This is a genomic window from Corynebacterium glaucum, from assembly GCF_030408855.1.
Taxonomy (GTDB): domain Bacteria; phylum Actinomycetota; class Actinomycetes; order Mycobacteriales; family Mycobacteriaceae; genus Corynebacterium; species Corynebacterium glaucum.
Map to the genome: position 1 here is coordinate 649846 of NZ_CP047358.1, position 25263 is coordinate 675108.

General features: G+C 61.7%; 20 protein-coding genes and 1 other RNA gene. 17 read left to right on the forward strand and 4 right to left on the reverse strand.

Annotated features, from left to right (window positions below; all coding sequences use genetic code 11):
• The first annotated feature begins 30 nt into the window (after window positions 1-30).
• Together CGLAUT_RS03185 and CGLAUT_RS03190 are read left to right on the forward strand one after the other, a co-directional pair.
• A complete protein-coding gene (locus tag CGLAUT_RS03185) occupies window positions 31-774 on the forward strand; it encodes a CoA transferase subunit A (protein ID WP_290186239.1) in 744 nt (247 codons plus the stop codon).
• The gene (locus CGLAUT_RS03190; RefSeq protein ID WP_290186241.1) at window positions 774-1412 is read left to right on the forward strand and encodes a 3-oxoacid CoA-transferase subunit B; all 639 of its coding nucleotides are present in this window, start codon (window positions 774-776) and stop codon (window positions 1410-1412) included. The genes CGLAUT_RS03185 and CGLAUT_RS03190 overlap by 1 nt, the downstream gene beginning before the upstream one ends.
• 103 nt (window positions 1413-1515) lie before the next feature.
• Here CGLAUT_RS03190 and CGLAUT_RS03195 read toward each other — a convergent pair whose 3' ends face one another.
• Entirely contained in the window at window positions 1516-2820 is a 1305-nt protein-coding gene (locus CGLAUT_RS03195) for an MFS transporter (protein WP_290186989.1), read from the reverse strand.
• Between the two features lie 360 nt (window positions 2821-3180).
• On the opposite strand from CGLAUT_RS03195, the gene CGLAUT_RS03200 reads away from it, so the two are divergent.
• The 4 genes from CGLAUT_RS03200 to CGLAUT_RS03215 are packed head-to-tail and all read left to right on the forward strand — an operon-like array spanning window position 3181 to window position 7607.
• A complete protein-coding gene (locus tag CGLAUT_RS03200; RefSeq protein WP_290186243.1) occupies window positions 3181-4734 on the forward strand; it encodes a hydroxymethylglutaryl-CoA lyase-like TIM-barrel protein in 1554 nt (517 codons plus the stop codon).
• Window positions 4734-5276 (forward strand): acetyl-CoA carboxylase biotin carboxyl carrier protein, encoded by a 543-nt coding sequence (gene accB, locus CGLAUT_RS03205; RefSeq protein ID WP_290186245.1) that lies wholly within the window; start codon window positions 4734-4736, stop codon window positions 5274-5276. Before CGLAUT_RS03200 ends, accB begins: the two co-directional genes overlap by 1 nt.
• Window positions 5277-5283: 7 nt before the next feature.
• Window positions 5284-6672: an acetyl-CoA carboxylase biotin carboxylase subunit gene (gene accC / locus CGLAUT_RS03210; protein ID WP_290186247.1), complete on the forward strand. Its 1389-nt coding sequence runs from the start codon at window positions 5284-5286 to the stop codon at window positions 6670-6672.
• Between the two features lie 11 nt (window positions 6673-6683).
• Entirely contained in the window at window positions 6684-7607 is a 924-nt protein-coding gene (locus CGLAUT_RS03215; RefSeq protein ID WP_290186249.1) for a DMT family transporter, read from the forward strand.
• Here the strand turns inward: CGLAUT_RS03215 and CGLAUT_RS03220 are convergent.
• A complete protein-coding gene (locus tag CGLAUT_RS03220; RefSeq protein ID WP_290186251.1) occupies window positions 7604-8800 on the reverse strand; it encodes a PDR/VanB family oxidoreductase in 1197 nt (398 codons plus the stop codon). The two genes, CGLAUT_RS03215 and CGLAUT_RS03220, sit on opposite strands and share 4 nt — an antisense overlap.
• Before the next feature lie 201 nt (window positions 8801-9001).
• Between CGLAUT_RS03220 and CGLAUT_RS03225 the strand changes: the two genes are divergently transcribed.
• The 10 genes from CGLAUT_RS03225 (at window position 9002) to ssrA (ending at window position 20047) form a co-directional block, all read left to right on the forward strand.
• Complete coding sequence (locus CGLAUT_RS03225) at window positions 9002-10381, forward strand: oxygenase MpaB family protein (RefSeq protein ID WP_290186253.1); 1380 nt, start codon at window positions 9002-9004, stop codon at window positions 10379-10381.
• A 38-nt stretch (window positions 10382-10419) separates the two neighbouring features.
• A complete protein-coding gene (locus tag CGLAUT_RS03230) occupies window positions 10420-11646 on the forward strand; it encodes an oxygenase MpaB family protein (RefSeq protein WP_290186255.1) in 1227 nt (408 codons plus the stop codon).
• Window positions 11647-11716: 70 nt separating this feature from the next.
• Entirely contained in the window at window positions 11717-13090 is a 1374-nt protein-coding gene (locus CGLAUT_RS03235) for an NAD-dependent succinate-semialdehyde dehydrogenase (RefSeq protein WP_290186257.1), read from the forward strand.
• A 276-nt stretch (window positions 13091-13366) separates the two neighbouring features.
• A complete protein-coding gene (gene ftsE, locus CGLAUT_RS03240) occupies window positions 13367-14053 on the forward strand; it encodes a cell division ATP-binding protein FtsE (RefSeq protein ID WP_290186259.1) in 687 nt (228 codons plus the stop codon).
• Window positions 14054-14956 carry a permease-like cell division protein FtsX gene (gene ftsX / locus CGLAUT_RS03245; protein WP_290186261.1) on the forward strand — a complete coding sequence of 301 codons (903 nt, stop codon included), beginning with the start codon at window positions 14054-14056 and terminating at the stop codon, window positions 14954-14956.
• A gap of 37 nt (window positions 14957-14993) precedes the next feature.
• Window positions 14994-15485, forward strand: coding sequence for an SsrA-binding protein SmpB (gene smpB, locus CGLAUT_RS03250; protein ID WP_290186262.1), 492 nt, complete (start codon window positions 14994-14996; stop codon window positions 15483-15485).
• Between the two features lie 15 nt (window positions 15486-15500).
• Entirely contained in the window at window positions 15501-16157 is a 657-nt protein-coding gene (locus CGLAUT_RS03255) for an SDR family oxidoreductase (RefSeq protein WP_290186264.1), read from the forward strand.
• A 152-nt stretch (window positions 16158-16309) separates the two neighbouring features.
• Entirely contained in the window at window positions 16310-17038 is a 729-nt protein-coding gene (locus tag CGLAUT_RS03260) for an ABC transporter ATP-binding protein (protein WP_343898661.1), read from the forward strand.
• Window positions 17035-19593, forward strand: a complete 2559-nt coding sequence (locus CGLAUT_RS03265) for an ABC transporter permease (protein ID WP_290186268.1) — start codon at window positions 17035-17037, stop codon at window positions 19591-19593. Before CGLAUT_RS03260 ends, CGLAUT_RS03265 begins: the two co-directional genes overlap by 4 nt.
• Window positions 19594-19656: 63 nt before the next feature.
• Window positions 19657-20047: a transfer-messenger RNA gene (ssrA, locus tag CGLAUT_RS03270) on the forward strand.
• A gap of 226 nt (window positions 20048-20273) precedes the next feature.
• Here ssrA and CGLAUT_RS03275 read toward each other — a convergent pair.
• Entirely contained in the window at window positions 20274-21341 is a 1068-nt protein-coding gene (locus tag CGLAUT_RS03275) for an LLM class flavin-dependent oxidoreductase (RefSeq protein ID WP_290186270.1), read from the reverse strand.
• 183 nt (window positions 21342-21524) lie between these two features.
• Window positions 21525-24089 (reverse strand): mannosyltransferase family protein, encoded by a 2565-nt coding sequence (locus CGLAUT_RS03280; RefSeq protein WP_290186272.1) that lies wholly within the window; start codon window positions 24087-24089, stop codon window positions 21525-21527.
• Window positions 24090-24204: 115 nt separating this feature from the next.
• Here CGLAUT_RS03280 and CGLAUT_RS03285 point away from each other — a divergent pair, with 115 nt between their 5' ends.
• Window positions 24205-25251 carry a siderophore ABC transporter substrate-binding protein gene (locus tag CGLAUT_RS03285; RefSeq protein ID WP_290186274.1) on the forward strand — a complete coding sequence of 349 codons (1047 nt, stop codon included), beginning with the start codon at window positions 24205-24207 and terminating at the stop codon, window positions 25249-25251.
• Window positions 25252-25263 lie beyond the last annotated feature (12 nt).

The following is a 25263-nucleotide window of genomic DNA, read 5'->3' on the forward strand; positions in this document are numbered from 1 at the left end:
CAGCATCCGAACACCGGTTACCATGGCCACATGATTAACAAAGTGGTTGATTCAGTTGAGGAGGCGGTCGCCGACATTCACGACGGCGCCTCCATCGCTGTTGGCGGATTCGGGCTTGTGGGCATTCCCGCTCGGCTTATCGACGCCCTGCGCAATCAAGGTGCCGGCGATCTCACAATCATTTCCAACAACTTGGGTACCGACGGTTTCGGACTGGGCCTGCTGTTGGCGGATAAGCGCATTTCTCGCTCGATTGGCTCGTACCTGGGCACCAACAAGGAGTACGCGCGCCAGTACCTCGAGGGCGAACTCACCGTTGAGTTCACTCCGCAGGGCACCCTCGCAGAGCGCATGCGCGCCGGCGGCGCCGGCATTCCAGCGTTCTACACCAAAGCGGGCGTGGGCACGCCTTTGGCAAGCGGCGAGATTCCGACGCGCTACAACCCGGATGGAACGATCGCCGAGTACTCGAGGCCGAAAGAGTTGCGCGAATTCGGCGGAGAGCAGTACGTCATGGAAGAAGCGCTGACTCCAGATTTCTCGTTCGTGCACGCAAAGAAAGCGGACCGCTACGGCAACTTGGTGTTCTCCAAGACTGCGCAGAACTTCAACCCGGATGCCGCTGTGTGCGGGAAGATCACCATCGTCCAGGCCGAAGAGGTTGTGGACGAAATCCCTGCCGCAGAGGTAACCCTGCCGGGCATCTACGTCGACCGTGTCGTCGAGGTCGGTCCGCAAGAAACCGGAATCGAATTTAGGACGGTGAGCAACTAATGGCTTGGACTAGGGAACAAATGGCGGCTCGCGCGGCCAAGGAGCTGGAAAACGGCCAGTACGTCAACCTGGGCATCGGCATGCCCACCCTGATTCCGGGGTTCCTCCCGGAGGGGATTGAAGTTGTTCTGCACTCGGAGAACGGCATTCTCGGCGTCGGGCCGTACCCGAAAGACGACGCAGTCGATCCTGAACTGATCAACGCCGGAAAAGAAACGATTACCGTGGCCCCGGGTGGCTCGTTCTTCAGCTCGTCTGCATCGTTTGGCATGATCCGCTCCCGGGCTATCGATGTTGCCGTCCTCGGGGCAATGGAAGTCTCCCAGCACGGCGACCTGGCGAACTGGATGATCCCGGGCAAGATGGTCAAGGGCATGGGTGGCGCAATGGATCTCGTCCACGGCGCGAAGAAGGTCATCCTGCTGATGGAGCACACCACCAAGAATGGCGACTCGAAGGTGCTCCCGGAATGCCGCCTGCCGCTGACGGGCGCGAAGTGCGTCGACCTCATCATCACCAACCTCGCCGTATTCGAGGTGGATGAGAAAGAAGGCCTCACGCTCGTTGAGGTCGCCGAAGGTGAAACCGTGGAGTCCGTTGAGGAACACACCGAAGCACCGTTTCGCTCCGGCGTTTAAACCCTAGGCCTTGTGTCTAGGCGGGGCGGTCAACGGATCGTCGCAAAGCAAAAGCTCCCCGAGGGGAGTTCTTTTCATGCTGGGGACTTTGATACCTGGGGCCTTAGACCTCGCGGAGGTCGATGCCTTTGGTCTCAGGCAAGATCCGCATGCTCACGAGCGTCAGGACGCAGAGCACGACGACGTAGATACCGGAGATGTGGGTGAGGTCCTTGGAGGTGAACCACTGGAAGATGTACGGAGCGGTGCCGCCGAAGACTGCCACTGACAGGGAGTAGGCGAAGCCGATACTGCTGGTGCGCTGAGAGGTGGGGAAGACCTCCGCCATGATCGGTGCGAGAAGGGCACCGCCGGCGGCAACCACGACGACTGAGAGGGTGGCCGCGACGAGCATCGTCCACGGGCGGGCGTCGATGAAGTTCATGAGCGGGATCTGCAACAGCGCCATCGCGATGGCGAACGTGTACATGACCGGCTTTCGGCCGATGCGGTCGGAAAGTGCGCCCCACAGTGGCAGTGCGATCAGGCCGCAGGTCTGGGCGAACACGGAGACCCAGTATGCACCCTGGGTGGACATGCCCTCGTGGCTGATGGCGTAGGTGGAGATGTAGGAGGTCCAGGTGTAGTGCGCGGAGGTCACGCCGGAGACCATGCCGATGACCAGTAGAACGTTGACCCAGTTCGGGCGCTGCGGGGTCTGGGAACGGGTATCGGAAAGGTTGTCGTAGGTTGGTGCGCCGCCGTCCCCGAGCTCCTCGAAGTGGTCAGACTCCTTCATGTGGCGGCGCAAGTAGAGTGCGATGAGCGCGGCAACCGCACCGAGCCAGAACGGGATGCGCCAGCCCCAGGCGGCGATCTGCTCATCGGTCAGGGCGAGGGAAATGATGCCGCCGAGGGTGTACGCGATCACGGAACCGCCGAAGATGGACATGTAGACCAGAGACCCCCACTTGCCGCGACGGGCGGCCGGTGCGATTTCAGGGATGTAGCTGTTCGCCGTCGCAGACTCGCCGCCGTGCGCGAAGCCTTGGAGCACGCGGACGACGAGCAGGATGACGGATGCCCAGATGCCAATCTGCTCATAAGTCGGCATGATCCCGATCAGCACGGCGGTCAGCGCCATGATGATGATCGTGGTCATCAGGACGTTCTTGCGGCCGATTCGGTCAGCGATGCGGCCGAAGACGATGCCGCCGAGCGGGCGGACAAGGAAGCCGACGGCGAACACGCCGAACGTGGACAACAGTGCCGAAGTGGGATCCGACTTATCGAAGAATGCCGCAGCGATAAACGGTGCGAAGACGGCATAGGAGCTCCACTCGAACCATTCGAGTAGCTGGCCGATCAGGCTGGCACCGAGCGACTTACGGTCGGCTGGGCGCTCTGCCTCAATGTGGGTAGAACCCATGCGTTGGCGTGTGGTCACGTTTCCTCCTCCGGAAGCTTGGGACGTATGAGCGAAAACTATAACCGCCGTCACATTTACGCGGATCGAGACTTGGGTCGCATTTGTGGCGTTGGGTGTCTGCGCCTACTTTTTTGATATCGCGCCAGCTCAAAAGGTATTTTCAATCGACCGACACTCCGAAAAGTGTTCGCTATACGAACGGCGGTACGCAGAGCGCACCCTATTTCGGGGGAGGGGCAGAGTGGGGTTTACCGCGTGAAACGTTGAAAACGGAAAAATGGGCGCAATTTTCCCCGCCGAATTTCAGTGCCGGATGCGTACAGTGAGCGCAGCATCTACTGCGCAAACTAGGAGGTACACATGGCTCTGAACCCTGAGGAACTGAGCACAGAAACCCTCGCTGAAGTACTGGCCGCCGGTGGTCGACCGGCGGATAGCGAGCGTGAAATTAAAATCGTCGACACCACGTTTCGTGACGCGCACCAGTCCATCTGGGCGACTCGTATGCGCACGGAGCACATTCTTTCGCTTATCGACGATGTGACCAACGCCGGATTCGAACACGTCGACCTCGTCGCGCCGATCGAGTTCGATGTCCCGGTGCGCTACATCCGAGAAGATCCGTGGGAGCGCGTGCGTCTCGTCCACGAGGCGGCACCGGACACGAAGTTCCGCGCCATGGTTCGTTCGCGCAACCTCGCGTCGTTCGACTTCCTGCCGGACGATGTCATCCACACCTGGGTCGAGCGCCTGCGTGCGAACGGCTTCGCCGTCATCGGTGCTTTTGATGGGCTCAACGACATCGACAACATTGCCGATACCCTGGTTTTGGCCAAGGAGCTCGGCGCTGAGACCTATGGCTGCTTGTCCTATTGCCTCTCACCGGTGCACACCGACCAGCTCTACATCGACAAGGCCAAGGAGCTGCTGGACCGCACGGACTGCGACCGCATCATGCTCAAGGACGCCCCAGGGTTGCTCACCCCGGACCGCATGAAGACCATCATTCCTGCGATCCGTTCCGTGATTGGAGACAGGACGCTTGAGGTGCACACGCACTCGCTGACCGGCCTTTCTCCGCTGACGTACCTGTTTGCTGCGGAGCTGGGTGTGGATGCGATCCACACCTCTATCGCTCCGTTGGCAAATGGCCAGGGTCAGCCCGCCACCCAGGCGCTTGCCCGCGATCTGCGTGCGTTGGGCTACACCGTCAACATCGACGACGAGCGCGTGGACAACGCTTCCAAGCGCATCCAGGAGATTGCGGACAACGAAGGCAAACCGGTTGGCGTGCCGCGCGCCTACGATGGCGTGCACTACATGCACCAGCTGCCGGGCGGCATGCTCACCAACTTCGAGTCCCAGCTCGCGACCGCCGGCCTCTCGGACCGCTTCGAGGACCTGCTCTACGAAACTGCCCGCGTGCGCGAAGAGTTGGCATACCCGATCATGATCACCCCGTTTGCCCAGTTCGTGGGTACCCAGGCTGTCATGAACGTGATCTCCGGCGAGCGCTACTCCGTTGTGCCTAACGAGATTAAGAAGTACGCGCTCGGATACTACGGTGAACCGCTTGCACCGATCGACCCGGACGTGCTGGAGAAGATCATCGCCAACGGTTCCTCCGAGATCAAGGAAGAGCGCCCCGAGCTGCAGCCGGCACTGCCGGCGCTGCAGGAGCAGTACCCAGACGATGACATCGACACGATCCTGCTGCGCGCAACCATCTCGGGCAACAACGTCGACGAAATGAAGCGCTACGTCGCCGAGGGGCGCTCCGGCCAGGGTGAGGGCATTGCTGGCGGCACCCTCACCGCGCTGGTCAAGCAGATCGCGGACATCGCCGAGACCGGACAGTTCCGTCTCAAAGCCGAAGACCTCGAAATCAACCTCACCAAAGGAGAAGACAAGTAATGTCCAACACCCCTAACATCAACGAGATCAAGTCCCTCCTTGAGTGGGTCAACCAGTCTGGTGACATCCAGGAGCTCAACATCAAGTACGGCGACGTCGAGCTGGCGATGTCGCGCACCCCGGGTGGTCTGAACGTTGCTGCTCCGGCCGCCGCGCCAGCGGCTCCGGTTGCTCCCGCCCCAGCTCAGGCTGAGGCTCCGGCGGCGCCGAAGGCCGAGGAAGCGCCAGCACCGGCAGAGGCTGAGGCTCCGGCACCGGCTGCAGCCGACGAGAAGCCAGCTGCTCCGTCATCCTCCGGCAACGGCACCGAGGTCAAGTCCCCGATGGTGGGCACCTTCTACGCTGCGCCGAAGCCGGGTGCAGACCCGTTCGTCAAGGTTGGCGACACCGTTGAGGTTGGCCAGGTGCTTTGCATCGTCGAGGTGATGAAGCTGATGAACAACATTGAGGCCAAGGTTGCCGGTACCGTCACCGAGATCCTTGTGGAGAACGAGGACGCAGTTGAGCACGGTCAGGTCCTTATGGTCATCGAAGAAAAGTAGGCACCCAATGGCAGACAACGAACAGTTGCTCGGCAGCGTCCTCATTGCCAACCGCGGCGAGATCGCGCTGCGCGTCATCCGCGCCTGCAAGGAGCTCGGCATCAAGTCGATCTTGGCCTACTCGGAGGGCGACAAGGATTCCCTCGGTGTGAAGGAGGCCGACCAGGCCGTCTGCATCGGCCCAGCTAACGCGGCAAAGAGCTACAACAGCCCGGAGCTCATCGTCTCCGCCGCCATGGCCTTCAAGGCAGACGCCATCCACCCCGGCTACGGATTCCTTTCCGAAAAGTCCGACTTCGTCAAGATGGTCGAGGACGAGGGCATCGGCTTTGTTGGCCCGTCCTCGGAACACATCCGCCGCATGGGCGACAAAATTGAGGCGAAGAAGATCGCCCAGGCCGCAGGAGTGCCCACCGTGCCGGGTTCAGACGGTGTAGTCACTGAGTTCGAAGAAGCCCTCGCTGTGGCGAAGGAAACCGGTTTCCCGCTGCTGATCAAGGCCGCTGCCGGTGGTGGCGGCCGCGGCATGCGTGTGGTTGAGTCCGAGGACACGCTCGAGCGCGACCTGAACGAGATCATGAACGAGGCGCAGTCCGCGTTCAACGACTCGAGTGTCTACATCGAGCGCTACCTCACCGACATCCGCCACATCGAGATCCAGGTGCTTGCCGACGGCGAGAACGCGATCGCGCTCGGCGAGCGCGACTGCACCTCGCAGCGCCGTAACCAGAAACTCATCGAGGAGGGCCCGTCGCCCGCCATCGATGAGGAACTGCGAGCGGGCCTGCAGGAAGCCGCAATCAACCTGTGCAAGGAGGTCGGGTACAAGAATGCCGGCACGGTCGAGTTCGTGTTCGACAACATCGATCGCAAGTACTACTTCATCGAGATGAACACCCGTATCCAGGTGGAGCACCCGGTCACCGAGATGATCACCGGTGTCGACCTGATCAAGGAGCAGCTGCGCATCGCCTCCGGGCAGAAGCTGCGCCTGACGCAGGACGACATCCAGATCCGTGGTCACGCGATCGAGTGTCGCATCAACGCCGAGGACCCGAACGAGAACTTCGCTCCGCGCCCCGGCAAGATCGAGCACTACCGCGCTCCGGGCGGCTTCGGCGTACGCATGGATACCCACATCGAGACCGGCTACACCATTCCGCCGTTCTACGACTCGATGGTGGGCAAGCTGATCTGCTGGGCTGAGACCCGCGACGAGTGCATCGACCGCACTCTGCGCGCCCTCGATGAGCTCAAGGTCGACGGTGTTGTCACCACCGGCCCGTTCCAGGCCATGCTGCTTAACTCGAAGCAGTTCCGCAGCGGTGATATCAACACCGGTTACGTCGCAAAGATGCTCGAGAACATGGACGAGCTGCCGTCTGACGCGGAGTAGCATCTGCGGACATGCTTGTTCTGTTGGCCATGCTGGTGGGGGCGATTGTCCCCGTCCAGACCGCCGTCAACACCCGGTTGCGGGTGAGTGTTGGGTCGCCCATTGCGGCGACCTTTCTCTCTTTCGCCATCGCCGTTGCCGTCGCTACAGCTATCTCAGGCTTAGCGACGGCCGCTGTCATCCCCGAGCTCTCTCTTCCCGCAGCAGAGCCGTGGTGGATTTGGCTCGGCGGGTTCATGGGCGTGATGTTCATCGCCGGCAACATCGTGTTGTTTCCGCAGCTCGGCCCAGTGCAGACCGTCATCCTGCCCATCTTGGGCCAAGTCATCATGGGCTTGCTTGTCGACGCCTTGGGTCTGTTCGAGTCACCCAGAGTCTCCGTTGGGGCCCTACGCCTTCTCGGCGCGGTCGTAGTTGTCGCCGGTATCGCTATGGTGCTGGAGCTCGGGCGCGACGCCCGGACTGCCGCGAACGCGAGTGGAGCGCGCCTGTGGGGGTTGCGCGCCTTCGGCGTGTTGATGGGCATGGGTTCCGCCACCCAAACTGCGGTCAACGGCCATCTCGGCAGAGTGCTGGGCAGCCCGCTCCAAGCAGGGCAGATTTCCCTGGCGGTGGGGCTCCTAATCCTGTTGGTCTTGGTGCTGGTGCTGCCGAAAGACCGCCGCGCAATCGCCACCGGAGTAACCCCGGGGCCGTGGTGGATGTGGCTCGGCGGCGTGCTCGGTGCGTTCTTTGTTTTCGGCGGTGCCGCGCTGGTGCCGAAGTTGGGGACCGGCACGACGGTGATCGGATCCCTAACCGGCACCATCATCTGCGGTCAGGTGCTTGAATCCCTCGGCGTCGGCACCGGCAAACGCCGCGGTCTACCAACGCCGTATCGCCTCTTCGGACTTGTGCTTGTGATTACGGGTGTGGCGATGGTGCGCTTGCTCTAGAGGTTCTTCCACCGCTCCAGCGTGAGCGAGGGGGACAGCGACCGCGAGACGCAGGTAGTGAATGCCCCGTTCTCATGCTGTTCTTCGGTGAAGAAGCTGTCGCGGTGGTCGGGCACTCCTTCGATGACTTTCACTACGCAGGTACCGCAGGTGCCGTCTTGGCAGCGCGACATGATCGGTACGTCTTCGTCCTCGAAGACATCGAGCACCGATTCGCCTTCGGGGATCTGATACGTCTCACCCAGGAACGTCACCTCGAATGGGCCGTCAGCCCGGTGGTCACCCGCCAGCGTCTCCTCGCTAGAGCGAAATGCCTCCCAGTGAATGTTCTGCTTAGGTAGGGCGTGACTTGCAGCTTCGATCACGCCGTCCATGAACCCTTGGGGTCCGCACACGTAAAGGTGGGTGTCTGCTGCATCCACGTCGGAGGCGGCGAGCGCTTCGTTGATGTAGCCCGCCTGTTTGTCCCGCTCACCGGTGGCAAAAATACTCTTGGTCTGGCCGTGGAGGTATTCGTCGATCAGGTGGCTCATCGCTGCGCGCTCTTTGCTCGAAGCGAAGTAGAGCACGGTGTAATCCTCGCCCCGGCGCTTGAGCTCGCGGGCAAGTGAATAGATCGGGGAGATGCCGACTCCGGCGCCAACCAGAATCGAGCGCTTGGCTTCAGGTGCGAGGCCGAAGTTGTTTCGCGGGGTGCTGATCGTGACCGTGTCTCCCTCCGAGAGGTTGTGCACAGCGATAGACCCTCCGCGCGAGTCGTTCTCAAGCTTGACCGAGATGCCGTAGGTGCCCTGCTCCTCGCCTTGGCCCTCCGCGTCGGCGTGAGACATGGGGAAGAGGGAGTATTGGCGGATGAGCTCTTCGCCGGTGGGGGACTGGAGGTAGAAATCAGCGTGGCAGCCGGGCTCGTATCCTTCCAACGGTGCTTCATCGGGCGTTTGGAGTGTCACGAGGGAGAGGCCGTGTGCGTTGTTGACCTCAGTGACGGTCAAAACGATGCGGCCGTTGGCATCGCCGCTTTTGGGGCTATCGGTGCTAGCGCGTTCGGCGCTCTTAGAGGCCTCATTTTGTGGGCGCGCCGCCAGCGCTGCTGCTCGATCTTCGGCATTCGGATCTTGCGATTTGCCCTTCCCCCTAAACAGGGCCCCGAAACCGCTCATACCTTTGCCGCGCGCGCTCACGAATTCCTCCATCTACCTGCGGATATGCAAGAACTATAGTGTGACTAATTACTTCGGCAAACCGTCAGGAAAACACAATCTAAAAACGGTTGCCGCTCCATTTTGTAATAGTTACGATAGATTCACGCAAACGTGATGGACGCCACAATCGCTCCTTTGTGGGTCTCACGCCATTAGGTTTGCGCTGAATTCCTGAAAAAGGAAAGGACTTTCATGACCGCGACTATTGATCCGCGTCGCGAGAATCAGCATCAAGACACGTTGAGGCCTGAGATTCTCCCGATGTCGGACAACCCGTACGAGGATTTCCGCTATTTCTACCGCGACGGCATGCCGCTGCGGCCGGCGCCGAAGCGCCGCACCAAGACGCCAGGTTGGTCCACACTGCGCCACAACCTCTTCGATAGGTGGCACACCGTCGCCGACAGCTGGGATGGATACGACTCGTTCCAAACCAAGCTGCTCGACGACCACATGTGGCAAACCGACGAGACCGGTGCGAAGCTGGCCGAGGCGTTTAAGCGCGACGGTGCCAAGAAATCCCGTGCGGACTTCGAAACCGCGCTGAACGAGGGCATCGACAAGGTTGCAGACCCGTCGCCGGAGCTCGTCGAGTTCTTCGCAGAGGTGGACAACATCCCGGAATGGATCGACCTCGAAGCTGCAGAGCGTGGCCGCGTCGCGTACTACAACGTCACCCCGTCCGCTGAGCTGCTGTCCATCGGGTTCGCGTATTGGGCAACCACGATGGAGGACCGCACCTCCGCTGCCACGGGTGAGACCCAGATGTTCGAGCTTGAGGCCTTCACCCGAGTGATGGAGACGGTGAAGTTCTTCGTTGACCTGGGCAAGAAGGGCGTGTTCGACCGCTACTCGGACGGTCTCAAGGCTGCGGTGCGCGTGCGTCTACTCCACGCCCAGGCGAACCGCGGCCTGGAGAAGTTGTGGGGCCCGGAGCACTACAACGAGTTCGGTCGTCCGATCGGCTCGTCCTTCCTCGTCTCCGGCGAGGGCTGGTTCGCCCTCATGCCGATCGGCGTCGACGAGTTCTTCGGCCGCTACCACTCCGGCGAGGAGTGGGATGACGTCGCCATGTACTGGGCGTGGGTGCTGCACCTCATGGGTGCGGAGGAGCGCCTGATCCCCAAGACCGGCGACGAGATGCGCAAGATGACCGATTTCATCTACGCCAACGGTGGCTACTCCTCGACGTACCACGTCCAGGTCGCCACCGCCCTGATGGACATTCTGGAAAAGCTCGATCCGCAGATGCCGGGCCAGGTGCTGGGCGCGCTGTCGCTGGTCATCGGTGACGCAGACACCAAGTTCATGGTCAAGGGCTCCCGCTTCGAGGACACCCCCTACCTGCACTGGAAGCTCGCGTTCGCGGCGAAAGCCAAGGCTGAAGCTGTGATCTGGAGCCTACGCGACAAGCTGCCGGGGGCTGAGGCCGCCAAGATCAAGAAGGCCGCCGACGGCAAGCCGCCTTGGTCCGATGTGTTTAAGCAGATCGAGGACTACGTGGCGGAGAACGCGCCCGACGTCAAGGCCGAGTACAAGCTTCACGACGATTCCAAGGAAGCACTGCGCTAAGCAGCGGCAACCACCCCGACACTGAAGGAGCAAGACCAATGACTCAGACTTTCACCGAGAACCCATTGGCCGCCGACCACTACGATCGCACCGGTTGGCCGGCGAACCGCGGTAGCCGCGAAGAGTTCGTCGCAAAGTTCGGCGAAGATCGCGCGCAGCGTTTCGAGCAGGCGTACTGGGCGATGGATCCGATCGCGGACGCGCTGTACACCAGCGGCAACAAGAGCAAGGACGTCATGCCGAACCTGCGTGACGCGCTGGCGCGCGGCAAGGCAGACGAGAACACCCTGCCAGAGGTCGCTGCGCTTATCGACGACATGAATGCCGCGCTCGAAAACGTTGACTGGGAGCGCATGGAGCGCGGCCAAAAGGCTGCGCTTTCCGTCCCGGTCCTGGCGCAGAACCTCTCTCTCGGCCCGGGCGCGCTGATCCACACCTACTCCACCCCGTCAATCGCGGACATCCTGGTCAACACCGGAGAGTTGACCGAGGGTGCCGTTCACCGCCTCGCCTACACCACCAACTGGATCTACTCGGTCTATCTCAAGGACGAGCTGAAACCGGGAGGGACCAGCTACATCCACACCGGCATGGTGCGCGCCATGCACGCGCACGTACGCCGCGTCCAGACCAAGCTGGGCCTGGACTACTCCGAGTGGGGCGCGCCGATCAGCGAGTTCGACATGTTCCGCACCTGGTTCGACTTCACCTACATCGCGTTCACCTACTGCCGCAACCTTGGCTACCGCATGTCGGTGGAGGAGGAGCAGGACCTGTTCTACCTGTGGCAGGTCGTTGGTCTGATGCTGGGCATCCCGGGCGATCTCCTCGCACCGGAGACCGACATCGACGCCTCCCAGGAAACCATCGACGCGATCCACTTCGTCGACGGTGAGCCGAACGATGCGTCGCGCGCGCTTGTCGACGCCCTGTTCAGCGGCTTCGTCACCAACGTCAAAGCGCTGCTGCCGTTCCCGGACGAGTCCATCTACGACTGGATGTACGCTGCGACCCGCATCATGCACGGCGACGAGGTGGCGGACAAGTACAACGTGCCGCACGCCGTCTCCCGCCCCTTCACTGAACTGGCGGTGCCGCAGGTGCAGGCAGGCTACGATCTGCTTCGCGCCAACCCTGAGGCGCTGGAAAAGGAAGTTCAGCAGAACCACCAGATCCTGCTCGACGCGTTGACCCACGAGACCTCCTACATGGGTCAGGACGAGGGCATCAAGATGAACGACGGCGAGTTCCGCCCGGGTGCATAACGCACACCCCACCACTGACTACTACCACCGACTACGTTTCCCACACATTCCTGAAAGGAACCCACACCAAATGAGCAACCAGTACCGCGTGCAGAACCCGGTCACAAACGAGATCGTCGAGACCTTCGACTTCGCCACCGATGAGGAGATCCAGGATGTTCTGAACCGCTCCGAGGAGGCCTTCAAGTCGTGGCGCAACACCACCTACGAAGAGCGCGCCGTCATCGTGAGCAAGGCAGCCGATCTGCTGAAGGAGCGGGCGAACGAGCTGGCCCAGATTGCCGCAGAGGAGATGGGCAAGCCCATCCCGGAGGGCGAGTGGGAGATGAACTTCTCCGGCGACATCATGCAGTTCTACGCCGACAACGCCCCGGAGCACTGCGCACCGAAGAACGTTGACGTTCCGGGTGGCAAGGCCGTTGTGCGCCGTCTGCCGCTGGGCACCATCCTGGGCATCATGCCGTGGAACTACCCGATTTACCAGATCGCCCGTTTCGCCGGCCCGAACCTGATGAACGGCAACTGCATCATCTTGAAGCACGCCGAGATCACCCCGAAGTCCGCCGCGGCATTCGAGCAGATCCTGAAGGACGCGGGCCTGCCGGACGGCGTGTACATCAACGTCTACGCCACCCACGACCAGATCGAGACCATCATCGCTGACCCGCGCGTGCAGGGTGTCTCCCTGACCGGTTCTGAGCGCGCTGGCGCCAAGGTCGCTGAGACCGCTGGTAAGAACCTGAAAAAGGTGGTGCTCGAGCTTGGCGGCACCGACCCGTACATCGTTCTCGACGCCGCCGACGTACGCGCGGCTGCTCAGGAGGCGTGGGACAAGCGCGTCCACAACGCCGGCCAGGCCTGCACCTCCAACAAGCGCATCATCGTCATGGACGACATCTACGACCAGTTCGTCGATGAGATGGTCAGCATCGCTGAGGGCTACAAGAAGGGCGACCCGTCCAACCCGGGCGAGAACGAGTACTTCCCGATGTCCTCGCGCCGCGCGGCCGAGATCCTCAAGGACCAGATCGACCGCTCCGTCGCAGCTGGTGCGAACTTGCGCACCGGCGCCGAGATCGACGACACCACCGCGTACTTCTCGCCGGCGGTCCTGACCGACCTGCCGGTCGGCTCCGAGCCGTACTACGAGGAGTTCTTCGGCCCGGTGGCGGAGATCTACAAGGTTTCCTCTGAGGAGGAGGCTGTGGAGCTGGCGAACAACTCCTACCAGGGCTTGGGCGGCGCTGTCTTCTCCGACGACGTGGAGAAGGCAACCAAGGTCGCTGACCAGATCGACACCGGCATGATCCACGTCAACCTCGGCCAGTACTTCTCGGCCATCCTGCCGTTCGGTGGCGTGAAGCGCTCTGGCTTCGGCCGTGAGCTCTCCGTGTTCGCACTTGACGAGTTCGTTAACAAGCAATACCGCTACATCAACGACTAGGTCGAGATCCGCGCTGAGGGCGGGCGGCCCGTTTGGTAAGCACTGCCGAGCGGGCCGGCCGCTGTTTTGCTCTTTTCGCGTGCGTCTAGCACGCAGGGGTTGCTGACACTGGTTGCTAGGTCAGCGCGACCAAGATCCAAGACCAAGTCCAACTCCAGCATCAAGGCCCCGCCTTTGTTCATGAGTCCCACCGTCCCACCCGGAAGGGGTGAGCGCCGCGTAACTGACGAGTGTCGGTGATTTCTGGGACGTATCACCCATGGCTACTCTTATCGCATGATCCGATTCGACCGCGTCAGCAAGGTCTATCCCACATCGACCAGGCCCGCGTTGGATGACGTCTCGTTCACCATCGAGGATGGAGAGTTCGTCTTCCTCATCGGCCCGTCAGGTTCCGGTAAATCCACGTTCTTACAGCTGATGGTCCGCGAAGAAAACGTCACCTCCGGCGACATCCAATTCAACGACTTTCACGTCAACACGCTCAAGGGCAAAGACGTGAACAGGTTGCGTCAAGCAATTGGGTACGTCTTCCAAGACTTCCGTTTGCTGCCCACGCTCAACGTGTACGACAACGTGGCATTTGCACTGGAAGTGATCGGGATGCGAAAGACGCGCATCAACAAGCTCGTCCCCGATGCTCTGGATCTGGTTGGCCTGGCGTCGAAAAGCAAGCGCATGCCCAACGAACTTTCCGGCGGCGAGCAACAGCGAGTGGCAATTGCCCGGGCTTTTGTGAACAAGCCTCCGCTCATGCTTGCCGACGAACCGACGGGCAACCTAGACCCAGCAACCGCCGACGAGATTATGGCGCTGCTCGCACGCATTAATCGACTCGGCACGACGGTGGTGATGTCTACCCACAACGCGCGTGCCGTCAACGACATGCGCCGCCGCGTGATGGAGCTCGACCTGGGCAAACTCGTTCGCGACGACAGTCACGGCGTCTACGGGAGGGCATAAATGAACTGGGGCTTTATTCTTCGTGAGGGCTACAAAGGGCTTGGACGAAACATCACGATGACGATCGCGTTGGTGATCACCACGACACTGTCGCTCGTGCTTGTGGGCGCCGGCATTCTGCTGTCGCAGGCGACCGCGCAGACCAAAGACCTCTACCTGGACCGTGTCGAAGTGATGGTGGAGCTGGACGAGGCGATCTCCGCCAACGATGAGGACTGTTCTTCCGACGCGTGCCGCGAAGTGCGCGACACTCTGCAGGCCGACAACAGGGTTGAGCAGGTTACGTTCCGCTCGCGTGCGCAGTCTTACGAGCGGTTCGTGGAGCTGTTCGAGGCCAGCGAACCGGATCTCGTGCGCGAGACCGGCCCAGAGGCGTTGCCCGCCGCCCTGCACGTGCGGCTTAGCGACCCGTCGGACACCTCGCCGATCGATGAGATCCGCGAACTGCCGCAGGTTGCCGTGATCACCGACCAAGCAGACACCGTGCGCGACGCAGCGAGCACCATGGATACATTCCGCAACATGACCTGGTTCTTTGCAGGCGCCCAGGCATTGGCCGCGATCTTCCTGATTGTGAACATGGTCCAGCTCGCCGCCTTTAATCGCCGCGACCAGATCAGCATCATGCGCATGGTGGGTGCCTCGCGCTGGTTCACGCAGGCTCCGTTCGTCCTCGAGGCGGTCATGGCCGTGGCCATCGGCGCCGTGCTGGCGACGGTGCTGGTGTTCGTGGGCAAGCGGACAATCGTCGATACGATCCTGGCGGAGCTGTACTCCTCCCAGCTCATCGCCAATGTGCCAACATCTGCCGTGTGGACGGTCATGCCGCTCATCGGCCTTGCGGCGATGCTCATCGGCGGGCTCGCGGCGCAGATCGCGCTGCGTTCCTACGTGCGCAAATAGCTTCGCGCCCAGATGGGGTAGTAGCATTAGCCACCTTATGGCCAAGAAGAAAAAGCAGTCGAGCAATTCCGGGGTGCTAGCCACCAACCGGAAAGCTCGGCATGACTACACCATCTTGGATACCTGGGAGACCGGGATTGTGCTGCAGGGCACCGAGATCAAAGCGCTTCGCGAGGGCAAGGTCTCCCTCGTCGAAGCCTTTGCCACCATCGACAGCGGTGAGGTGTGGTTGCGCAACATGCACATCCCCGAGTACTCGAAGGGGCACTGGACCAACCACCCGCCGCGCCGCACACGCAAGCTGCTCATGCACCGTCGCGAGATCGACTCGCTGGAGGGCAAGCTTCGCGACGGCAACCGCACCCTCATTCCGCTGTCGATCTACCTCAAAGACGGCCGCGCGAAGGTTGAGCTGGGCCTTGGACAGGGTAAGCAAGACTACGACAAACGCCAGTCCATCAAGCGCCGCACCGAAGACCGCGAGATCGCGCGCGACCTGGGACGCAAATTCAAAGGCATCAAAGCCTAGCTACGCTTGAGGGGCATGCAACCCCAAAAGACTGCACTGATCACCGGAGCATCGCGCGGGATCGGCCGCGCCATCGCCGAAGAACTCGGCAAAGACCACCACATCTACGCGGGAGCGTCGAAGGACGCGTCCCAGATCGTCGATAAGCTTCCGAGCGCTGAGCCGTTCGAAGTTGACCTGACCGATACTGAGGCCTTGATCCGTGCCGCGCGCGAGATTGCGCAGCTGGACGTGCTGGTGCTGGCCGCTGGTGTGCTGCACAAGGCCCCATTCACCGAGCTCACGGACGCGCAGTGGAGGGAGAGCCTGGAGGTCAATGTCATGGCTCCAGTCACCCTCACCAGGGAGTTGCTCCCAGCTTTGCGACGATCCTCTGGACTGATCATCACCATCAACTCCGGCGCAGGTTTGCACGGTGTAGAGGACAACTCGGCGTACTGCGCGTCGAAGTTCGCGCTACGCGGGTTCACCGAATCGCTGCAGGAGGAAGAGGCGGGCAAGGTCCGGGTGACGTCGTTGCATCCGGGGCGCACGGATACCGACATGCTCGCCGGTGACGATGGGCGGCCGAAAATGGACGCGGTGAACGTGGCAAAGGCTGCGCGACTCGCCGTCGACGCGGGTCCGGGCGCGGTAGTGGAATTCATGCGGGTGCGCCCCGCGCGTATTTAGGCACCTGTCGTACGGGTCATCCCCGATGCGGGTTTCAGGGTGGAAATCGGGGCGACACCCGACGCGGTCGGACCCCATTGCAAGAACAATTGGGTGTGAGCGAAACATCGCTTTTTAAGCATCTGATGCAACCGACGCAAAGGAACCCCCTAATGACCACTGCCGCATACGCGCGCAACCTCCGCAAAACTTACGGGCGGGGCAATACGGCCGTCAACGCTCTCGACGGCGTTGACGTAGACCTCGCCGCTGGCCAATTCACCGCGATCATGGGCCCGTCCGGATCCGGCAAATCCACCCTCATGCACTGCATGGCCGGACTCGACGAACCCACCGAAGGCGACGTCTTCCTCGGTACCACGAACATTTCCAACCTCAACGACGCCGAGCTGACCGCGATGCGCCGCGACCGCATCGGATTCATCTTCCAATCCTTTAACCTCGTGCCCACGCTGACGGCGGAGGAGAACATCACCCTGCCTGCGCGAATTGCGGGTAAGAGCATCGACGAGCAATGGCTCGCCGATGTCACGCGCCGTTTCGGCATCCAGCAGCGTCTGGATCACCGCCCCGCGGAACTTTCTGGCGGCCAGCAGCAGCGCGTGGCCTGCGCCCGGGCGATCGCGTCGAAGCCGGAGGTGATCTTCGGCGATGAGCCCACGGGCAACCTGGACTCCAACTCCGCGACGGAGGTGTTGAATCTGCTCCGCACCTCGGTCGATGAGATGGGGCAGACCGTCGTCGTGGTGACTCACGACGCAAAGGCGGCGAGCTACGCGGACCGCGTGATCTTCCTTGTCGACGGGCAGCTCGTCGACGAGATCTATTCACCGACCACCAACCAGATCCTCGCGACGATGGCGGGAGTGGAGCGCTCATGAACGCCGCCATCGCCCAACTGAGTTGGCGCAACATTCGCGCCAATACAACGCGACTGCTCCTGTCCCTGCTCGCCGTCGTGCTCGGCACCAGCTTCGTCGCCGGCGGATTCATCCTCGCAGCCACCCTGAACAAGGCGTTCGAGGACATCATTTCCAACAACTACGAGGGCGTCGACGTCGTCGTCAAAGGCTCGATGGAGCACCCGCTCGACCGCACCACCACCAAAGAAACCTTGGAAAAGCTACCGGAAATCGAACTCGCCGAACCCAGCGGGACACAAGCGGTTGCATTGCTTATCGACGACACTCCCGTCCAGGCGCGCGGCGGTGGTACCTGGATACTTCCGTTCACCCCCGATGGCGAGCGCGTCGGCTTCAGCAAGCTCACCATGGTTGAAGGCGACACCCCGGTTGAGCCCGGGCACGGAGTCATCAACGCCTCCACCGCCGAGCAGTACGACGTGCAGGTAGGCGAGACCGTTGCCGTTGTCGACCGCACCGGTCGGCATGAATTCACCATCGACGGAATCTACGACCCCGGTTTCGATGCAGGAAACTGGGCGGGCCTACAGATCCCGCAAGACCAGTACTGGGACGAGTTCTCGGTTGACAACACCGCCACCGTGGTCAGTGCTCGCGCCGCAGAAGGCACCTCTCCGGATGAGGCAGTCGACGCGGTTCGCGCGGCGTTGCCTGACGCCGAGGTCAAGACCGGAGAGCAAGCCACCGAGGATGAATCCGCTTCCGTGCGCGAGCAGCTTGCCTTCATCAGCTACATTTTGGCGGCGTTCGGCCTGATCGCCCTGCTTGTCGGCTCCTTCATCATCTCCAATACCTTTTCCATGATCGTCGCCCAACGGCAGAAGGAATACGCGTTGCTGCGCGCACTCGGTATGTCGCAGCGCCAGCTCACCGGATCGGTGGCGGTGGAAGCGTTCCTCATCGGGTTGCTTGGCTCGGTGCTCGGCATCGGTTTGGGCTTCAGTTTGATCGCGCTGATCGTCTGGGGCATGGAACGAGCCGAAGTGGGCTTCCCCAACGCCGGCATCGGGCTGAACTGGCAGGCCATAGTCGTCTCGCTCGTCGTGGGTCTCGCGGTCACCTTGTGGGGCGCATGGGCTCCCGCCCGCCGCGCTGGAGCCGTGCGGCCCGTGGAAGCAATGCGATCGGGGGAGGGTTCCACCGCACAACCCTTGCGCGCCCGCACGATCATTGGCCTGGTGCTGATGCTGGCCGGCTTTGGTGCGTCAGCCTTCGGTGCGTTCACGGATGCGTCGACGTCCACAAGGGCGGTGCTGGTCGGTGCCGGCGCCCTGGCTCTGATCGCAGGTTGGCTGCTGCTGTCCGCCTGGATCGTCCGGGTCACTTCGAGTGCCACCCCGCGTTCGTGGCCGCCAGTCAGTGTCTTGGCCGGGACGAACTTGGCGCGCAACCCGCGCCGTACCGCGTCCACCGCTTTCGCACTCATGATTGGTGTCACCCTCGTGTCTGCCGTCGGCATCCTCGGCGCCTCAATGAAGAACTCGGTATTTGGTGTCGTCGATGAGCAGCTGCGTGCCGATGCCGTGATCACCAAGTCAGCGCCGTCCCTCGATTTTCCCGCTAACGCGATGGATGAAATCAGAGCGATGCCCGAGGTTACGGGGTCGTTCGACTCTCTGGCTGCGCCAGTTGCTGTGGTCCGGCCGGGGAGCACGCCTGAGCAAACCGCCGAAGCCGCATCCGGTAACGGCTTCGATGCGATCATCGCGAGCGATCCAACCGGCATCATCAACCTCGAAGTCTTGGAGGGTGACTTCGCTGACCTGGTCAACGGATCGGGGGTGGGCATGAGCCGCTCCGAAGCGGAGAAATTCGGGGTAAAGCTCGGCGACACAGTGCAGGTGGTCTCGCCGGTTTCGCCGGAGCTTATCGACGAACCGGTTGCAGTGATTTGGGAGGACTCCGACGTATTCATGGGGGTGGGAATCTCCGCGAACACGGCAAAGAAACTCGTGCCCAATGAGGACCAGTGGGTTCGCGTCAACGCGATGGTGACATTCCGAGACGATGTGGACGAGCAGGAGGGGATTGAAAAACTTGAAGAAACTGTCAAGCCCTTCGCCGTGCTGCAAGTGCAGGATCGCTACGAGTTCCGCGACCAGAGTGCGGGGCAGATAAACGGGCTGCTGTCGGTGGTCTATGGTCTGTTGGCGCTGTCGGTGATCATCGCCATCTTCGGCATCATCAACACCTTGGCGCTCTCCATCACCGAGCGGAGGCGCGAGTTTGGCACGTTGCGTGCCGTCGGAATGCAACGGGCGCAGGTGCGTCGCATGATCGCGATGGAATCAGTTGTCATAGCGGTGTTCGGCGCGCTCGCTGGCATTGTGCTCGGAACCTGGGTCGGCTACGCCTTCGTGCAAACGCTCTCGGACACCGGTTTGGACCGGACGCTCATTCCTTGGGCACAGCTTGGTGGCGTACTCGCGGTAGCTGTTGTGGTGGGAATCGTGGCCGCGCTGGTCCCGGCCCGCCAGGCAGCTCGCACGCACCCTCTGGCCGCCACTGGATAGTGGATCTTGTGCTTGCGCAGCCGGGCGGCTAGCATAAGCCCTCTACGGTTCCCGTAGTTGTGAGGGGTCGATTTTGGTTTCGACTTCATCGACTAAGCCAGGGGAAGCGTGCCGGTGCAGGCAGGAGACCACCGTGAGCGTCGCTGTAACTAATAAACGCAGAGAAGAACTCTCAGCGTGACTACGCCCTCGCTGCCTAAGTAATAGCGCTAGCGACCTGCGTGTCCGTCAGGCCGGGATCGTCCCCGTCCCGATCCCTGGCGTCGACTTAGGGGACTTGCCTTCCGGTCGTGTTGGTGCGGCCTTGGAGGGGACTCCTTTCACCAACTGGGCCCGTCATCTGGACATGTTCGCCTGATCCGGAGGGCCGATGAGAGACTCCGCGCGGACTGCGCACGGAGAAGCCCTGGCGCGGTGGTGAAGGACCCGGGTTCAATTCCCGGCGGCTCCACCGAAAAGCAAGAAACCCGCTGGCCACAACAGCCAGCGGTTTTCTTGTTTGCAAGGGGTGTCATTACAACCCTTTGTCGGTCGCAGCCTCAGCGTTTCGCTCGCGCAGCGCGCAGACCGTTCAAGATCACGATGATCTCAGCAACCTCGTGTACCAACGACGCAAGTCAGTACGCACTGAATTGTTCAGTGTGTACTGAACTAACGTCAAACGCGGCGACCGGCAATGATTAGTCGATGGGGTAGCCGGTGGCCGGGCCCTCGGTGTTCGGCTTCCAGCCCAGCGCGGGGGCTACGTGGGTAGCGAAGTTCTCCAGAATCTTCACGTTGACGTCTACGCCCATGCCGGTGGGGATAGTGATCAACAGGGTGTCGGCTGCCATGACGGCGGGGTCGGCCTTGAGCTGCTCGATGAGCTTGTCCGGTTCGGCAGCGTAGGTGCGGCCGAAGGTGGAAGCGCCCACGTCAGGAAGCATCCCGACCTGGTCGGAGCTGGAGGCCTGCATGCCAAAGCGCTGCATGTCGGCTCCGTCCACGATGGGGAAGATGGATCGGGAGACGGACACGCGCGGGGTCCAATCGTGGCCGGCTTCCTTCCACGCGGCGCGGTAGCGGCTGATCTGGTCTGCCTGGATCTCGCCCAGGGTCTGAGCGGTGGTCTCCGAGACCAGAGTGGAGGACATCAAGTTGAGGCCGTCCTTGGCGGTCTGTTGCGCGGAAGCGTGGGTGCCGGAGCCGTAGAAAATGTGCTTGCGCAGTTCAGGCGCGAGCGGGAAGACCGGAAGGGCTGAGCCGGGCTGGAACATGTTGGGGTACTGCCGGTCCAAGGGTGCGGCGGTGGCAAACCCGTTGCCATCGGCGGCGGCCATGAACTTTTCAAGGTGGCGGCGTGCCACGTCCGCCCCGTTGGGGGCGTCGCCCTTGTAGCCGAAGGCTTCCCAGCCGCGGTCGGCTACCTCGGGGGCGCCGCGTGATACGCCAAGGGCCACGCGGCCGCCGGAGAGCTGGTATAGGGAGGCCGCTTCTTCCGCCAGGTAGAGCGGGTTTTCGTAGCGCATATCTATCACGCCGGTGCCCACCTCGATGTGTTTGGTGGTCGCGGCGACTGCGCCGAGTAGCGGCATCGGGGCGGATGCCTGCGGCACGAAGTGGTGGACGCGGAAGGAGGCGTTGTTCACGCCGATCTCGTCGGCGGCCTGGGCCACCTCAAGGTGGATCTTGGCCACCTTTTCCGCAGACGGACCACGCTGGCCGCCGAAGGCGTAGTGCCCGAAGCTCAAAAACCCAAAAGCTTTCATTGATTCCCACTCCTTGTTGGTGTCGTATCAACAACCGGGGTGATGTCTACTTTATTCCTTGTCGTTCCCGTGGCGGTGACCCTGCGAACAACCCCAGGTCCCGCGGGTGGTGCGCGGTACGCTTCCGTCATTGGGGGTGGAATCATGGGAGCAGTTCATCATGGTCCGCGGGCCTTTTGCTTTCTAGATTGCGTGCGGGAACACAGCTAACATGTGGGCCGAGTACCAGGCGCTGAATAACACCCAACCGCCCGAGAGCAGGATGACTGGGCGCGCACCGAGCTTGCGGGCACACCACATCACTACGGGGAGAAGCAAGATCGCTGTGGGCAGAAGCAATCGTGGGCGCGAACTCATGATTCCGTCGGACAGCAAAACGTTGGTAGCGATGGCGGCACTAAAGAACCACACAGCCCAAGGAATGCGCTTCCAGGTCACTGCGACAAGCAGCGGGACGACCACCATACTTGTTGCAGCGAACATCGATGCGAGATCTTCCCCGGTAAGCATCCGCTCGATCACCCAGGTCACCGAGCGCACCCCATAATCGAACTCCGAATTCCAAAACTCCGCCTGGATGCCGAAGTAGCCGCCCATTTCAGCCAGATGCCGGTTTGCCCAACCGAGGTAGCCCGCAATGGGCAGCGCGGAAACCGCAACAGCGATCCACGCTTTCCAGTTTTTGCGTGCCTGCAGCAGCACCATCAATCCGAAAACCGCGATGAGGTCGACGGCCGTGAGCCTGACGAATCCCGTGAGCGTGACAAAGACCCCGGCGACGATCCAGCGCTTATCCACCATTGCGACCAGGGCCCAGAATGACAATGCCATGAAAAGCGCCTCTGTGTACGGCATGTGGAACACGATGGTCAACGGTGCACATGTCACCGCCACGGCGCCAATGAACGCCTCAAAGCGCGAGGCCTTCATGCGGTCCGCCAATGCGAACACCGCCGCAGTGGCGAAGAAAAGGAACACGAAATTCAACGCGAATCCGGCGACTGCGGGAGACATCAACGTGACCGAATGAATGGCCCTGATCATCATCGGAATCGCGGGGAAGAAAGCCAAGGTGTGATGGTGTGGCGGCCCCTCGGGGTGGATGTCGGCGTCGAAGTATCCGTCCTTCGCAATCGCGAGGTAGTACTCCGTATCCCAGGCGCCGAGCTCGTCAGCCAAGCTGGTCCCGTTGGCTGCGGCCATTAATGCGAGGAAAAGCAACCGGATCGCGGATCCGGCAAAGGTAATCAGCGCAACCGCCGCCCAATCGATGCCACGCGTCAAACCTTGTGTGTCTCGCTTGCCTGGCGTGCCCAGCTTGTGGGTCGTGTCCGGCGAGTTCGATACCGATCGACGCCAAGCAGAGAAGCGGAGTGCGAGGCGGTTCTTGTCACGCTGTTCCGGCACGGTAGGTGGGGTGGCCGGTTTGCGCGTCTCTTCCGGGTTGCTTGCAGACGCCGGGCGTTCGTTATGTTCGTCCACAACGACCAGTGCAAACGCTCCGATCGCCGCCGCGAGAATCAACGCGTTACGGATCGTCAGCGCCGCGACCGGGGCCCATTCGCCACCGAGCCTGTAGGCGATCTCGTCGTAGGCGAACGGGTAAACGTAGGTGGTCAACCCCATCGCTACTATCACCGCGGCAGCGATCAGATACATCCCGCGCACCGAGCGGTACCGCTGCGCTGGCGTGCCGTTCAGTTCCTCACCCCGCCGGGTGGTCCACGGTTGGAGCAGTGTGACGGCGACCGCGGGGCCGAGCCATACCATGTACTGCGGCGAAAACACTTTGTTCGTCGCGAGCAACAGCAGCAAGATGGCAATTGAGAAATGCGCGGTTGAGCGTGCCGACCAGCGCCCCGCGAAAAGGCGGTAGCACGCCCATGCAACTGCGAGAAGCAGCGTTACAGCCGTGCCGATGGATGCGAAGGTCAGCGCCGCATCGACACCAGGTCCTTCGATTTCGTAACTTTTCGAAACTGCAAGCCCTACGTAGTAGTGGTCCGGATGCTGGTAGCCGTTGATTATCAACGGGGTGGCTGCAATTGACTCGATTTGCAGACCGCGGTCGCCCTGGTATCCGAGCGGGCTGATCAAGCGCTCGGGACCATTGATGACGGCGACCAGGCCAGCCATCCCAAGGAGGGCGGCGGCGAAGGAAGCCAGCCGATACCATGACGCCCGGTCCGACCAGCGGCCTACCAGCCCCGCCGCGAGGATGCCGGGCCACAATTTCAAGGAGGTGGCAAGGCCTAGCAGTGCTGAGGCTGACCGTGGGTGTTGCGCCATGAGCGCGAGGGCACCGCCCACGAGCACTGCCGGGAAGATGTCCAACCGCATGTACATCGACGGTCCGGCAGACAACCCGAAGAGGATCCAAAACCCGACGGCGCACAGGCGTCGGGTATGGCTTTCGGCTGCGTTTGCGCGCGGATTGCGAAAGTGGATCAGGAAGGCGGTGATCAGGCCGTCGATAATGAGCACGAGGTACACGAACGCCCTGCCGAACTCAGGCTGGGTGCTTGGCCCGAGCGCGTAGATCCATGTCAGGGGGACTAAGAGGGGCACGGGGTATTCGGGGGCTTCGGTCTCGGAAACGATGTCGAGGTAGTAGTCGAGCTCCGGGTGTGCCCCGGTACCTTGGGTCACGATCGCCAGGCCGATCAGTCTCGATGCTGCCCATGCGATCCACAAAGTTAATGGGTATGCGAGTGCGGATCGGGGAGAGACCGGAACGGCTGTCGACATGGGTAGTGAGGGTACCGGGTGAGTGGGCTAGGGGCACCCCATGTTTGCCGCTTTGCATAGCCTCGGCTAATCTTAGTTAGGTAACGCTTAATTAATGCGAGAAGGAGCCGAATTCATGTCCCGACACACCGTTGCGAAAAGCTTGGTCAGCTTCGTGGTTGCTGGATCACTGCTGCTTGCTGGTTGCTCGACCTCTGAGCCAGCGCTGGATTCCAACACTCCGACTAGCGCGGCCGACGAGACCGCGGGCGGTTCCTCCACCGATACTGCGGGTGCGGAAGCGGGCACGGTCACTGTCACCGATAATTACGGTGAGAAGACAGTTCCGAGTCCGCCGGAGCGTGTCGTGGCGCTGGACAATCGCACCTTCGAGTTGCTGGATGCGTGGGGCATCAAGCCGGTTGCTGCGGCGCGAGCGCTCGTGCCGGAGACCATTCCGGGCATCGCGGACGACGACTCCATCGTGGATATCGGCAACCACCGCGAGCCCAATCTCGAGGCAATTGTCGCGGCAGACCCGGACGTGATCATTTCGGGCCAGCGATTCACTTCACACGACGAGGACATCATGAAGCTTGCGCCGGACGCGGTCTTGCTCGAGCTTGAGCCTCGTGAAGGCGAAGACTTCGACAAGGAACTCATCCGCCAGACCCTTGAGCTTGGAGAGGTATTCGGCAAGCAGAAGGAAGCAGAGCAGGTCGTCGAAGACTTCACCAAGGCTGTTGAACGCGTGCGCAGCGCCTACGACTCGGAGCAGACGGTCATGGCGGTGATCGTCTCCGGTGGTGAAATCGGTTACTCCGCGCCGGGCAACGGCCGCACCTGGGGACCGCTGTTTGACCTGGTTGGGTTCACCCCGGCACTGGAGATTGACAGCGCTTCCACCGATCACCAGGGTGATGACATTTCTGTCGAGGCCATTGCGGATTCCAACCCGGATATCATGCTGGTGCTCGATCGCGATGCGGGCACGAAGACTGATTCTGCAGGCTCGCCGGAAGCGTTGTCCGTAATCAATGATTCCGCGCCACTGCAAAACGTTGCCGCCGTGCAGAAGGGCAACATCTACATCGCACCGAAGGACACTTACACCAACGAGTCCATCCTCACCTACACTGAGATTCTTAACGGCATTGCAGACCAGCTCGAAGCCTCGAAGTAACCCATAACCCTT

Bases quoted from the DNA above. Each gene is read 5' to 3' on its own strand.
- CGLAUT_RS03185 (WP_290186239.1), top strand. From the start codon at position 31: ATGATTAACAAAGTGGTTGATTCAGTTGAGGAGGCGGTCGCCGACATT.
- CGLAUT_RS03190 (WP_290186241.1), top strand. From the start codon at position 774: ATGGCTTGGACTAGGGAACAAATGGCGGCTCGCGCGGCCAAGGAGCTG.
- CGLAUT_RS03195 (WP_290186989.1), bottom strand. From the start codon at position 2,820: ATGGGTTCTACCCACATTGAGGCAGAGCGCCCAGCCGACCGTAAGTCG.
- CGLAUT_RS03200 (WP_290186243.1), top strand. From the start codon at position 3,181: ATGGCTCTGAACCCTGAGGAACTGAGCACAGAAACCCTCGCTGAAGTA.
- accB (WP_290186245.1), top strand. From the start codon at position 4,734: ATGTCCAACACCCCTAACATCAACGAGATCAAGTCCCTCCTTGAGTGG.
- accC (WP_290186247.1), top strand. From the start codon at position 5,284: ATGGCAGACAACGAACAGTTGCTCGGCAGCGTCCTCATTGCCAACCGC.
- CGLAUT_RS03215 (WP_290186249.1), top strand. From the start codon at position 6,684: ATGCTTGTTCTGTTGGCCATGCTGGTGGGGGCGATTGTCCCCGTCCAG.
- CGLAUT_RS03220 (WP_290186251.1), bottom strand. From the start codon at position 8,800: ATGGAGGAATTCGTGAGCGCGCGCGGCAAAGGTATGAGCGGTTTCGGG.
- CGLAUT_RS03225 (WP_290186253.1), top strand. From the start codon at position 9,002: ATGACCGCGACTATTGATCCGCGTCGCGAGAATCAGCATCAAGACACG.
- CGLAUT_RS03230 (WP_290186255.1), top strand. From the start codon at position 10,420: ATGACTCAGACTTTCACCGAGAACCCATTGGCCGCCGACCACTACGAT.
- CGLAUT_RS03235 (WP_290186257.1), top strand. From the start codon at position 11,717: ATGAGCAACCAGTACCGCGTGCAGAACCCGGTCACAAACGAGATCGTC.
- ftsE (WP_290186259.1), top strand. From the start codon at position 13,367: ATGATCCGATTCGACCGCGTCAGCAAGGTCTATCCCACATCGACCAGG.
- ftsX (WP_290186261.1), top strand. From the start codon at position 14,054: ATGAACTGGGGCTTTATTCTTCGTGAGGGCTACAAAGGGCTTGGACGA.
- smpB (WP_290186262.1), top strand. From the start codon at position 14,994: ATGGCCAAGAAGAAAAAGCAGTCGAGCAATTCCGGGGTGCTAGCCACC.
- CGLAUT_RS03255 (WP_290186264.1), top strand. From the start codon at position 15,501: ATGCAACCCCAAAAGACTGCACTGATCACCGGAGCATCGCGCGGGATC.
- CGLAUT_RS03260 (WP_343898661.1), top strand. From the start codon at position 16,310: ATGACCACTGCCGCATACGCGCGCAACCTCCGCAAAACTTACGGGCGG.
- CGLAUT_RS03265 (WP_290186268.1), top strand. From the start codon at position 17,035: ATGAACGCCGCCATCGCCCAACTGAGTTGGCGCAACATTCGCGCCAAT.
- CGLAUT_RS03275 (WP_290186270.1), bottom strand. From the start codon at position 21,341: ATGAAAGCTTTTGGGTTTTTGAGCTTCGGGCACTACGCCTTCGGCGGC.
- CGLAUT_RS03280 (WP_290186272.1), bottom strand. From the start codon at position 24,089: ATGTCGACAGCCGTTCCGGTCTCTCCCCGATCCGCACTCGCATACCCA.
- CGLAUT_RS03285 (WP_290186274.1), top strand. From the start codon at position 24,205: ATGTCCCGACACACCGTTGCGAAAAGCTTGGTCAGCTTCGTGGTTGCT.